Annotated in this window: 13 protein-coding genes; 8 read left to right on the top strand and 5 right to left on the bottom strand. The window is 40.0% G+C overall.

All coding sequences use genetic code 11. The annotated features are described in order from the left end of the window. Positions 1 to 12: 12 nt before the first annotated feature. On the bottom strand, positions 13 to 252 hold the full coding sequence (locus RMY31_RS29015) for a hypothetical protein (RefSeq protein WP_322656444.1): 240 nt from the start codon (positions 250 to 252) through the stop codon (positions 13 to 15). Positions 253 to 282: 30 nt separating this feature from the next. After that, complete coding sequence (locus RMY31_RS29010) at positions 283 to 528, bottom strand: HNH endonuclease (protein ID WP_322656443.1); 246 nt, start codon at positions 526 to 528, stop codon at positions 283 to 285. Between the two features lie 220 nt (positions 529 to 748). Between RMY31_RS29010 and RMY31_RS29005 the strand changes: the two genes are divergently transcribed. The 4 genes from RMY31_RS29005 to RMY31_RS28990 are packed head-to-tail and all read left to right on the top strand — an operon-like array spanning position 749 to position 3,075. Beyond that, positions 749 to 1,177: a hypothetical protein gene (locus RMY31_RS29005; RefSeq protein ID WP_409878756.1), complete on the top strand. Its 429-nt coding sequence runs from the start codon at positions 749 to 751 to the stop codon at positions 1,175 to 1,177. Next, positions 1,174 to 2,388, top strand: coding sequence for an Nramp family divalent metal transporter (locus RMY31_RS29000; RefSeq protein WP_322656440.1), 1,215 nt, complete (start codon positions 1,174 to 1,176; stop codon positions 2,386 to 2,388). Before RMY31_RS29005 ends, RMY31_RS29000 begins: the two co-directional genes overlap by 4 nt. A gap of 1 nt (position 2,389) precedes the next feature. Further along, on the top strand, positions 2,390 to 2,746 hold the full coding sequence (locus RMY31_RS28995) for a hypothetical protein (protein WP_322656439.1): 357 nt from the start codon (positions 2,390 to 2,392) through the stop codon (positions 2,744 to 2,746). Positions 2,747 to 2,748: 2 nt separating this feature from the next. After that, complete coding sequence (locus RMY31_RS28990; RefSeq protein ID WP_322656438.1) at positions 2,749 to 3,075, top strand: hypothetical protein; 327 nt, start codon at positions 2,749 to 2,751, stop codon at positions 3,073 to 3,075. Between the two features lie 180 nt (positions 3,076 to 3,255). Here RMY31_RS28990 and RMY31_RS28985 read toward each other — a convergent pair whose 3' ends face one another. After that, the gene (locus RMY31_RS28985) at positions 3,256 to 5,715 is read right to left on the bottom strand and encodes a dynamin-like GTPase family protein (protein WP_322656437.1); all 2,460 of its coding nucleotides are present in this window, start codon (positions 5,713 to 5,715) and stop codon (positions 3,256 to 3,258) included. Between the two features lie 289 nt (positions 5,716 to 6,004). Between RMY31_RS28985 and RMY31_RS28980 the strand changes: the two genes are divergently transcribed. Continuing rightward, entirely contained in the window at positions 6,005 to 6,145 is a 141-nt protein-coding gene (locus tag RMY31_RS28980) for a PPC domain-containing DNA-binding protein (protein WP_322656436.1), read from the top strand. Between the two features lie 237 nt (positions 6,146 to 6,382). Here RMY31_RS28980 and RMY31_RS28975 read toward each other — a convergent pair whose 3' ends face one another. Continuing rightward, on the bottom strand, positions 6,383 to 7,333 hold the full coding sequence (locus RMY31_RS28975) for an RsmB/NOP family class I SAM-dependent RNA methyltransferase (RefSeq protein WP_322656435.1): 951 nt from the start codon (positions 7,331 to 7,333) through the stop codon (positions 6,383 to 6,385). 230 nt (positions 7,334 to 7,563) lie between these two features. On the opposite strand from RMY31_RS28975, the gene RMY31_RS28970 reads away from it, so the two are divergent. After that, a complete protein-coding gene (locus RMY31_RS28970; RefSeq protein ID WP_322656741.1) occupies positions 7,564 to 9,000 on the top strand; it encodes a DUF2157 domain-containing protein in 1,437 nt (478 codons plus the stop codon). Positions 9,001 to 9,174: 174 nt separating this feature from the next. Continuing rightward, positions 9,175 to 9,921 carry a GDYXXLXY domain-containing protein gene (locus RMY31_RS28965; protein ID WP_322656434.1) on the top strand — a complete coding sequence of 249 codons (747 nt, stop codon included), beginning with the start codon at positions 9,175 to 9,177 and terminating at the stop codon, positions 9,919 to 9,921. Positions 9,922 to 10,070: 149 nt separating this feature from the next. Here the strand turns inward: RMY31_RS28965 and RMY31_RS28960 are convergent, their stop codons facing one another. Continuing rightward, positions 10,071 to 10,889 (bottom strand): sulfurtransferase, encoded by an 819-nt coding sequence (locus RMY31_RS28960; protein WP_322656433.1) that lies wholly within the window; start codon positions 10,887 to 10,889, stop codon positions 10,071 to 10,073. A 35-nt stretch (positions 10,890 to 10,924) separates the two neighbouring features. Between RMY31_RS28960 and RMY31_RS28955 the strand changes: the two genes are divergently transcribed. Next, complete coding sequence (locus RMY31_RS28955) at positions 10,925 to 11,890, top strand: tRNA (5-methylaminomethyl-2-thiouridine)(34)-methyltransferase MnmD (protein WP_322656432.1); 966 nt, start codon at positions 10,925 to 10,927, stop codon at positions 11,888 to 11,890. Positions 11,891 to 12,189: the final 299 nt, after the last annotated feature.

Genomic DNA, 12,189 nt, shown 5'->3' with positions numbered 1-12,189 from the left:
CGTCTCTACTATTTATCCTTGAGGGCGATTGCAATGATATGGATAAAGCCACTCACACCTGAAAAGTCCGTGAGTATGCTTTTCTAAAAAGGTTCCAGCGTGGTGGCTACGCGAGATATTGATCCCAGCTTTAGTTTTGATTTCATATAACCAGGGGAAAGCTGCTACTAAAACAGCCATTACAGCGAAGAGGTACAAGACTATGGTTCTGATGGCTAATCTTCGGGAATTGCTGTTGACGTTTTGAGACATATAACTTAATGACTAACAAACTATCTTAGCCTAAGTCTCAAAATGTCGTCGGAAGCGAGGGTCAGTTTTGTCTGTCTTTTGCTGGTTGCAGGAGAAGCAGAGGGTGTACAAGTTGCTGATATCGTTTTGACCGCCACGAGCGAGAGGGATGATATGGTCGATAGTAAGGTTAGTTACTAAAGTTGTTTTACCGCAGCTTTGGCATTGGTAGCGATCGCGTTGGAATACATATTTCCTCACTTCCGGCGGGATGCGAATACGGGGAGTTTTGCTCATTATTTTTTATAAATTTAAGTATGGTAGCTGCATGTAATATTTGTAGCAATAAACTCGCTATCTATAATTAAATTTTACTGATTTAGCCATAATTACAGCTAAAACAACCCCTCTTTGGGAATATTTTTCTAAGAAATACATCCCAAGGGTATTTACAATATTGCTGGTTTCCGGGGATCAATGAGATAAACGCTCGGAAATTCAGTTAATGTCAAAGCTTATGCAGCTAATACAAAGACATTTATATTTTTTACTATTATTGTTATTATTAACTGCTTGTGGTAGTAAATCCACAAAAGATGAATTATCAAAAGAACTAACATCGGTGAAATCGTGGGCAGCAACGGCCCATTTCGTTGGCGATGCTTGGATACGCAAGGCTGTACCGACAAGTTATGTAAAACAAACACTTGTCAAAACCCAAGAAGAACTTAAAACAGAAACAGAGACATTATCCAAGTTATCAATCCCGACTGCTAATCGTAGCGCCATTTTTAAATCACTTCAGCAACTTCAAGACACTGTAAGTCAAATGTCAAAGGCAGTGGAAAAGAAAAACTATCAAGCGGTAGCTCAACAAATACAGCAATTATCTCATCAAGAGCAAGCGATCGCTAAACTGTCTATGACAGCAGGTGAACAGCTATGAATAAAATACTTGAAATTGCCCTAGGGATTATTACAAGTATTGGTGGCTTTCTGGATGTAGGTGCTATTGCCACTTCAGCAGAGGCAGGATCTGAATTTGGTTTTCAGCTGTTGTGGGCGATCGTTCTAGGAACAATTTGTGTGATCTTTCTAGTAGAAATGTCAGGACGTTTAGCCGCTGTCAGCAAACACACTTTAGCTGATGCAGTGCGCGAACGTTTTGGTTTTAATTTTTATGTTATTCCACTGCTTGCCGAAATCGTAGTTGATTTTTTAGTATTGGGAGCAGAAATTGGTGGTGTTTGTATCGCTCTTCAATTAGTAACTGGTATTAGCTTTCAGTGGTATGCTTTACCTGTAGCTTTCGCTATTTGGCTATTACTTTGGAAAGGAAACTTTAATCTTATTGAAAACAGTATTTCATTTCTAGGACTAGTTACATTAGTTTTTGTTGCCGCCACAATTAAACTTCATCCTTCACTAACTAACCTTGGTACTGGTTTATTGCCCACCTTACCGCGTCACGATACTACTCATTATTTATTCCTTGTAGTTAGTATCCTGGGTGCGCTCATCAGCCCCTACCTATTTTATTTCTACTCATCAGGTGCAGTGGAAGACAAGTGGGATGAGGGACACATCGGTACAAATCGGGCTGTTGCTGGCTTGGGTATGGGTTTTGGCAGTGTGGTTTCACTCGGAGTGCTGATTGTAGCAGCCATGGTGCTTCATCCCAAAGGTATTCAAGTTGATAGCTATGAACAGGCGGCACTAATGCTAACAGAGTCATTTGGCTACTGGGGCTTCATGCTGTTTGCTGCATCGTTAGGCATTGCCTGTTTTGGTGCTGCGTTGGAAGTTAGCCTTGACACTGCCTATATTGTGGCTCAAGCCTTGGGTTGGAACTGGGGCGAAAGTCTACATCCTAAGGAAGCGGCACGATTTAGTCTTGTCTACACAGTGTTTGTCTTTTTGGCTTCGCTGTTAATGGTAGTAGGTATTGACCCCCTGCAATTAACTCTGTTTTCAATGGCAGTAACAGCAGTCATCTTACCACCCGTCATCATACCTTTTCTAGTTTTAATGAACGATCGCTCCTATGTAGGCAAATATCGCAATGGCTGGATTAGCAATAGTGTTGTCATTTTTACGATTGCACTAGCTTTTGTTTTAGCCATCATTGCTCTTCCCTTAGAAATTTTTGGAGGTTGAAATGGATGTAATTAGAGATGTTCTCGACAATCAACTAGTTGACCGCAACCAACGCAAAATGGGTAAAGTTGATGGAATTGTCATTGAGTATGAGGACGGTAAACCGCCACGATTAGCATATATCGAAGTCGGTCTTGTTACCCTAGCTCGACGACTACATCCTCGATTGTCCGCTTGGCTAGCAGCAGTTGAAAGTAAGTGGGGTGCAAAGCACAGCGAACCGTTTCGCATTCCTTGGTCAAAAGTTCAGGATGTTGGCATTGACGTGCAAGTTGATGTCGATGCTGAAGCTACACCAGCATTAGCTTGGGAAAAATGGGTGCGCGAGCAAATTATTAGTCGCATTCCAGGTGCATAGTTATGACACATGAAATTCACCTAGAACTGCTTTTAGGCAAACAAGTACTAGACTCTACAGGTAAACCAGTTGGACGCATTGAGGAAATACGTGCCCAACAGCAAGGCGATAAATGGTTGATTCAAGAGTACTTAATTGGTAATATCGCCTTATTAGAAAGATTATCTGCTTGGGAGATTGGATTAGCAATTTTGCGTCGGCTCGGAGCGCGTAAAATTTACACTGGATATACTGTTCCTTGGCAGCAAATGGATTTGACAGACCCTCAAAGGCCAAGTCTTCGTTGTCATCTAGAAGAATTGAAAAGTTGTCAAAAGTCTACTACTTAAATATTAGTTAATTTGTTTGAATTACATAATTTGTTAAATCTTATTTAAAAATGACACTAAGTTGAGTCAAACAACGTGAAAATTAAAGCATCAAAGTTTGTATTTTTGTCGCTCTCACCCTAAAAGGAAAGGGCTATACAAATAAAGTCCGCCTACGCGGACTTGATAATGCTATAAATACTAAACCTGTGCTATGCCATCCAATAAACCATCTGAAATCAAAATACCATTACTCTCAGAAATACTATCAACAAGTTCTGAATCAGAATTACTAATTACAGGTAATAAATACTCATACAACTGCATTGCCTGCAAACAAGTATTGATATTAAAAACTGCTGAATTATAATCCTCAATTTTTTGTTCAACAGCACTTAATAAACGCTGATTATTCAAAATCTTCTCTTCAGCTTCTTGTTGCAGTGTTTGTTCTAAATAAGCACGCGCATGTGGATACTGCTGTAAAACTTCATCTGCTTGATTTTCAGCCATCGGTACTAAATGAGTTTTGAGAGTTTGGTTAATAGTTTGGCGGAAAGATTGACGAATGGTTTTGGAAACTTTTGGCTCAAAATCTAACTTCAATAATTGCCTAATTGCTGGTTCTGCTTCTACTACACTTTCAGCATCGTAACCTTGGGAAGTTTGCAGCAAAGTCTGACGAAATTGGTAGATCGAAAAAGTGCCTTCATCATAAAATCTAGGGCTTTCTCGGACAAAGCGATCGCATTCTACACTAGCTGCACTCACCAACGCCTGAGAAACTCTTTTTTCTACAGCTTTGACCTCTTGTTCAATGCCAGCATCATTACCTAACAAACGATATAACTGGCGATAATATTCTGATTTACGAATCTTTTCGATTAACCGCTGAAACAAGTTGGTCACAACTTGCTGGGAAGAATTTACTAAAATATCTTCTAATTGATTGGATAAATAATAAAATGCTTCTACTAAAATAGCAATTAACGGTGCAGTTGCATTACGTGGATGACTAATGGTTGCACGTCGATAAGCATCTGCTACAGAAAAGGTATCTAGCAATTCATCTAAACGACGAATCATCCGTGATTGTAATTGCCGAAAATCCGCTTCAAAAGCATCACAAGTACTATTAATTATTTGGTTAACTTCTTCTGTGATGTGTTGGCTAAAATCTTTACCAACTTGCTGTAGTTGCTGGTTGAGACGCTGCAACTCCTGTGCTTTCATCGCCTCAATTTCTTGCGGCTGGCTATCTAAATGCCGTTGCACAAACTGATAATGTTTTTTCAGTTTAATACATATATCTTCCAAGTCATTAGCGAGATTTTGAAAAAGTTGTGGGCGCTTTTCTTCAGTAAGGTAGCGATTAATAGCTGAGCGGAATTCTTCAATACCACTATCTTGAATTAGCTGTTTAATCAGAGGCGTTCCCTGTTCAGATAAAATCCGCACATAGTTCTGATTTGGAGTTTCAAAGCTGTTTACAGAAATGCGGAACTGGCTGGATGACAGCTTACCAGAGTTAGCACAATAACGATTAAACTCATTGACAAATTGTGGTGTTTCTTCCTGACCCTCTAAACTTTTGATAGTTTCTGCAAAAATAGAATCTAAACCAAATCTATCTTGTTCGCTTGTCTGTTTTATCTGACTGCCGTAAAATCCAAGTAATCCACTGGTTTTATAAACCCTACTCGTATCACGAAACTGCCCACCGATCAAATCATCCAATCGCTGCTTTAGCTGAGTATTGTACCAAGTTTCATCGATGCGGTTGAAGACATAAAAAACGCGATCGCGTATTCCGCCATTTTCCCGCATTGTTTCTAAAAGTTCTGTTTCTTCCTTTGTCATGTCACCAGCAGATGCAGGTTTTAATACACACACTACCGCTGAAGTATCAAGATGTTGAATTTTGGCATAAGTTAGCTGTGCATCCTTCTCCACTGGCGCATCTATTCCTGGCGTGTCGATGATGATATTTCCATCTTGCAACAGAGGATGATTACAGTAATATTCAATTCGCTTTAAAACCGCACTATTGCTACCACGACGCGCATATCCAGCAGCTTCTTTAAGATTAGAAAAATTAAATTGCTCCATCGAATATGTGGCATTATTGTTTGTGTAAATATGTTGGCGATTTGTCTTATATCCCTCCAGTAATAATATTAATGCGTTCGCTTGTTTTGCACGTTCTGATTTACTTTCACCACCCTCCTGCTGAATAATTACCTCACATCCTTGGTATAAAAGGCTAATTACTTCAGCTTGATTGATATTTGCTGTTGTTTTAAATCCCAATTGTTGACATAAAGAACTTGCTTGTTCCTGAATTTCTACTTCGCATAAAAAGGTCAAAACTACTCTTTCTTTATCAGCTTCTGCATATTCAATTTTACATTCTGTACCTGTGGCATGTCCTTCTGCACTGTACAGCAATTCTCGTTCTAGTAGTGCATTTATTAGCATCGATTTACCCGCACTAAATGCACCTGCAAACACAATTTCAAACTTCGGAGAAATCGCCTTCTCAAGAGAAGTTTGTACAGATGTAATGTCTTGAGAACGCAATGTTGGCTCTTGCTGTAAAAGTTGTAATATAAATTCAACTTGTTCTTTCAAATTTTGGCACTGATAAGGCAGTTCTGACACTATTATGCACCCATAAATATTTTGTATATTTTATTAATTAATTTAGAACGAATGCTTCAGTGTTATCACTGAGTACGCTTTTCTCAAGAAAGAATTCAGAATTAAATTCTGTGCGGCTGGTGGATGAATAAACGGTGGAATACCACACCAAATCGTAGATTTCGTGGTTTTCAATTAGTGATGGTTCTGAATTACCCACACTCTTATTCTAATTTCTATATTCTGACTTCTTCTTTAATTTTTGTACTCCTCAAATCCACTTTCTATGTAGATTATGAAAGTTTTTTCTATGAGACTAAAACCAAACGAAGATTTGAGGCAAAGTTTAAAAAACTTTGCTGTAGAGCATAATATTAAAGCAGGATTTATTTTGAGTGCGACCGGTAGCCTCAAACAAGCAGCAATTCGCTTTGCCGAGCGTTCTAGTTGACGAAGTAATGCACCTATAATTTTGAGATTTTTTAATTGGAAGTCTTCGTAGCAATTTATCCCATTTAAACGAATCACTAAGTACGCAAAGAACGCGAAGATAAGAAAGAAAAGATTTCATCAAACACTGATGCTTACTATAGCAGTCTTGTTTGAAAGCCTCAGATTCCCGATTTCTTTAATAAATCAGGAATTGTGCTTATCACGATTTGTTTATGATTGCTAGATATTTTAAAATTTATACATTTTGTATAATTCCCAAGCTATATAAAATGTCTTTATCTAGTTCTTTAGCCTCACCTTCATCAGTATTTTGAAAAAGTACTGTAAACGCACCAGCGCCTAATCTATCTTGAGGGAAAATCCGATAACAAGGCATAGTAGTTAAATGCGATTGATAGTCTTGTAGATAACTAATTTGTATTGCTTTAAATTGCGGAAAGCGTGATAAAAACCATTCACCAACTTGCTCATTCTCTTCCGGAGAATATGTACAAGTCATATATGCTAGACAGCCTTGTGGGGCAACTAGTTGAGCAGAGTTAGCTATAATTCTTTTTTGCCGATTTGCACTTTTATTAATCGCAGTGGGGTGGAAACATCCAGGCGCTTTTTCGCCTTTAGCTAGTAAAGATTGCCCAGTACATGGAGCATCTACTATAACTAAATTACTAGATAAGGTAATATTTTCTGCAAAAATACTAGAATCTCTATTAACTACAACACAAGGGCTGATATGGCAACGTTTTAAATTAGAAATTAGCATACCTAAACGTTTGCCAATTACTTCATTACTTATGAGTAAATCAGGTTGCAAAGCTTGATAAGCAAAGATACTCTTTCCTCCGGGAGAGGCACACATATCAAAAACTAAATGCATCGGCTGAGTAATTGTTAACAAAGTAGCAGCCGCAAATACAGAAGAAAAATCCAAACAATAGAAATATCCTTGGTTGTGTAGGGGATGTTGTCCTGGTTTTTCTCCTAGATATAAACGGTCTACAAACTGTGGTTGCCAAATGGTTGGCGTTTCCACCGAAAAAGGTAAGTTATCGGGCTTTTGTTGACACCAAAGAATACAAGGTTGAAAAGGCTGGGGATGAATTAACGCTTCGATAAATTTTTCTTGTTTATCTGGGTTTTCAAACAAACGCCGCGAGAGTTTAACTAGTAAATTTGAGGGTTCCATTAGTAAAACTGTTACAGAAGAACAATGCTATGCAGTGGCTTGGCTGCATACTGAAAACATAATGACCGCCATTCTGACGGGGAATCAATTGAGGTGTGGATATTTGAAATATGGGGGTGTAAAGGAAGAATTTCCTACACCCATACACTCATACCCTTCTACACCCTTCTCTGCTGCAATTTCCACATGTCGTGAAAAATCAGAACTACCCCACTGCACTGGAGATGGTCATGGTGTTAGAGAATTTTCAGCGGAAATTACGCCAAGAATCACAACTGTGGCGCGATGAAGGAATAATTAGTGCTTCGCAATACGAACAAATAGCAAGCCGTTATCAATTTAAGAACCTAGAAGCTGCTGCACGCGATCGCTCTAAAATGATTGCGATCGCTATAGGCAGTATCCTTTTATGTTTCGGTGTGATTACTTTCGTCGCTGCCAATTGGCAGGCATGGTCGCGAGAAGTCAAATTCATTTTGATGATGAGTTTGTTTTTCTCAACTAATATCATTGGTTTTTACACATGGACACAACCTACATCGGGCAAGAACGAAGGTAAGAAGCAACAACGCAGTAAACGACTATTGGGAGAGGCATTGCTAATTTTGAGCGCTTTTATTTTAGGCGCAAACATAGCATTGATGGCAGAGATTTTCAACATAAACGGTTCGGCTACCGAACTGTTTCTTGCTTGGGGGTTTGGTGTTTTACTCATGGCCTACAGTCTGTCCTTAAATTCCTTGGGAATTATGGCCATTATCCTAATACAAATAGGCTATTGGGTGGGAAAAGGAGATTTGTCGTACTCTTCACCCTATTCAATTCAATGGTCTTGGGCACGGCTAGTATTACAACATATGCCCTTATTGTCATGGTTGCTATTTGTCCCTCTAGCCTACTTTTGTCGGTCACGTTGGATTTTTTGCTTGGCAGCCTTAGCCTTTGCTAGTTCCTTGCTAGTTAACCTCGACCCTCTACCACTTCTAAATCTTTCTGATGTGGCTCCTTGGGTGGCATCTTTTGCTTTTGCACTGCCGCCTGCATTATTCTGGAGCTATGACGACCTGCTGTTTCCTACAATCAATTACAGGTTATTTCAACCTCTAGCCCGCGATTTAGCGTTAGTTGCTTTTGGTCTTGTCTTCTACGTTTTATCCTTCCGTTGGCAATGGCAAGCTCAATCTTACACTTCTTCTTACCCTCTGACCAATAACACGAGCTTATTCATGTCTCTTCCCATCATCGATTTGGGAATTCTCAGCGGTTTAGCAGTACTGCAATGGTTGTTTCTGATGCGTCAAAGAAATAACCCCCCTCGTCGTGAAGTAATTTTCACTACCGCTCTTATTACCACCTTTCTTGGCTTTATAGCCATAGTACCTTTCTGGCATCAAACTATTAGTCGCATTGGTGACTTGGGCAGTTTTATCTTCAACGTACTTTTGGCAATCTTGTCCTGGGGACTAATTCAAGAAGGATTGAAGTTAAGCGACAGACGCTCTTTTTGGGGCGGTATGCTATTGTTAACACTGCAAATTATTAGTCGGATGCTGGAGTACGACACTGACCTACTTTTCAAATCGCTGGTTTTTGTAATGTGCGGTTCTGTGTTAATTAGTGTCGGACTCTGGTTTGAACGTCGGCTAACTGCTGCAACTAAGAAGTAAAGTTTAAGAACTGTATGTGTGTAGGTGAGAGTAAAGGGTACAAAGGTATGGTGTTGGATTCTCTATATCTTGACATTCTTATCCCCTTACACCCCTACATCCTCCAAGGGTAAAATCTTTTTGCGTAAGTCCTGTTGTAGCTTCCCCAATACCCTTCTTTTTACGACTACGCTCATGAAAAGTGACTCCTCAGAATCTAGTAAGAAAAGTGATTCTTCTGGATCTAGTAAAAATAAATCATTGTCTCCTGAAGCTGAATTCTCTAAGAAGCTGACTTTTCGGGATTACTTAATTGCCACTGAACAAAAAGCAAACCAGCCCTTACCTTTTTGGCGGCTATTGCTTCCTTTACTAATTCAAACAGGAATAATTTTGGCAGTTCCCACCCAGGCAATGTATACCAACCTCACAGGCAAAGAGGTGATTTTGCAAACAGTGCCTGTAAACTCTAACAATGTATTGCAAGGCTACTCCCTAAACCTTGACTACAACATATCCCGTGTTTCAACTTTGAGAAGACTTCCTGGCTGGGAAGATGTACTTAGGAGAAATCGGGGCAGTAATAGACAATTAATCTCAGGAACCAACTTGTACGTGATTTTGCAAGAGCAACAATCTTTTAGTGGTGGTGTTCCCAGAGCTTGGCGGCCTGTACGTGTGAGTAGCAATCTCCCCACTTACCTCTCATCTAATCAAGTAGCCTTAAGAGGTGTTTATCAAGATGGTTTTGTTAACTATGGCGTGGAAACATACAATATCCCAGAAGAACAGCGATCGCAGCTGAATAATGATATTGCGCGTACTGTCCGGCAAACCAGGAATGGACAGCTACGACCAATAGTAGTAAAAGTCAGAGTAGACCCACAGGGTAACGCTGTGCCAATGAGTCTGTGGGTACGCGATCGCAACTATCGTTTTTAGTACTCAACGCCAATATTACAGGATGAGGTCAGAAAGTAGGGAGTAGGGAGACAAGGAGAGAAGTCGCCTGGAGGGAAACCCTCCTTGCGAACTTCGCCAACGGTATCCGCTACGTGGAAACCCCCAAGACGGCGCTAGCTCACCACTGACTAATAACTAATCCAGTCGCTCCAGCTACCAGCATAAAGTTTAGCAATGTGAATCCCAGCTAATTCTAAAGAAAGTAAATTCACACAAGCAGTAACGCCTGAACCGCAATAAACTAAAATTTCTTCTGCTTTTTCTAGCTTTTGCCAGCGGAGACGTTGCTCTTGAGGGGAAATTAACTGGCCTGAAGAGTCTGTAGCTTCTATCCAGGGATAGTTAACAGCACCGGGAATATGACCAGCAATTTTATCAATTGGCTCCCGTTCACCGCGGTAGCGATCGCTTTCTCTAGAATCTACCAAAACTACTTGTGGTAAATCTTTTCGACTTTTCACAGCCTCAATATCTACTACCAGTTCTGTGTTTATCTGAGGAACAAAGGTAGCTTTCTGGGGTTGGGGAATAATATCTGTAATAGGATATCCTGCTTGTTGCCATCCAGCAAAACCTCCATTCAGTACCGCAACTTGCTCATGTCCTAGATAGTGCAACAACCACCAAAGACGAGCAGCAAAGGCAAAGCGAGAATCATCATAAGCTACAACTAGAGTTTTTTGGAAATTCACTCCAATCGCTGATAATTTGTTAGCTAGATCGTTGGGATCGGGTAAAGGATGTCTTCCACCGTGCTTTCCTACAGGACTAGAAAGATCCTGATTCAAATCTAGGTAGTAAGATCCTTTTATGTGGCTTGTTTGGTATTGCTGTTTTCCTAGTTGTGGAGCGGCTAAAGAAAAACGACAATCTACAATGACGACTTGTGGATCGTCAAGGTGTTTCAAAAGCCACGCTTGCGAAACAACAAATTGGTTGTTAGTCATTTGTCAGTTGTTAGTTATCATTGTTTATTTGCCAAATGTCAGACTCGGAGGAAAACTTTACACCTCAAGCAACAGCAGATGGTTCTTTCACTTTCGTTTCTCACGAATTTGGTGAATCATTTCACAGCCATTTTGGAGCTAAGCAGGAAAGTTTTCTCAAGTTTGTTGCTCCTACTCAACTGGCTACATCTGCCCACAAACCAGTTTTGCGACTATTGGATATTTGTTATGGTCTAGGATACAACACAGCAGCTGCTTTGCAGACAATTTGGGCTGTCAATCCCAGTTGTAATGTGGAATTAATTGGTTTAGAACTGAATCCATCTGTACCACAAGCAGCGATCGCTCATCATTTATTCGACAACTGGAACTATGAATACACCGCAATTTTGACCCAACTTGCTTTTGAGCATCAAGTGCAAACAGATCGCCTCAAAGCAAGCTTACTAATTGGCGATGCCAGAACCTCGATTGGGTTAGTACATCAGTTAGACTTTCAAGCGGATGCAATTTTTTTAGATCCCTTTTCACCACCTCAGTGCCCTCATTTATGGACTGTTGAATTCCTCAAACTAGTTTCCCAGTGTTTACACGCTGATGGTATTCTGGCAACGTATTCGTGTGCGGCTGCTGTACGTACAGCACTTTTGGCAGCTGGATTACAGATAGGCTCTACCCCACCTGTGGGTAGGCGATCGCCTGGTACGGTTGCGGCCTATCCTAGAGATGGCGAGCAGATAAGCACAGGGAAAGTAGCAGTAAGTTTTTGCCCTTTGCCCCACATCCCCTTCGCTCCCTATCCTCTTCTCCCCCCCCTTTCCCAAGAAGAAAAAGAACATTTGCTAACTCGTGCTGCCATTCCTTACCGCGATCCGCAATTGAAATCTCCTGCTGATGTCATAGTGATGCGGCGACGACAAGAACAGCAAACCTGTTTACTCGAACCGACTTCCCGTTGGCGAAAACGATGGTTGAGAGGTAATGAAGAACTCATCATATAAGCACTGGTTCTTAGTTATGCTGCCATCACAAATACAACAAATCATCTTTAAAGATCGATTAAAAATAATCGTAAAAATTTTACAATTATTTTGTTTTATCTAAAACTAAGATAGTGAGTTTTTGTAATCGCAGTTACAAAAAATAAAATTGTATTCCTAAATACAATAGTTTGCGTATATATTCTGTGTAGCATGATTTACTTAAATAGCTAATTTAAAATACGTATCTTGCTATATCGGTATAAAAACTTTAAACTCAAACTGTACTACTTTGATTTAAATTGAGCAAGTACAATGTT

This window comes from Dendronalium sp. ChiSLP03b (assembly GCF_034531165.2).
GTDB lineage: Bacteria > Cyanobacteriota > Cyanobacteriia > Cyanobacteriales > Nostocaceae > Dendronalium > Dendronalium minutum.
Note: the sequence above shows the minus strand (reverse complement) of the source record. Positions and strands in the feature narration are given on the sequence as shown.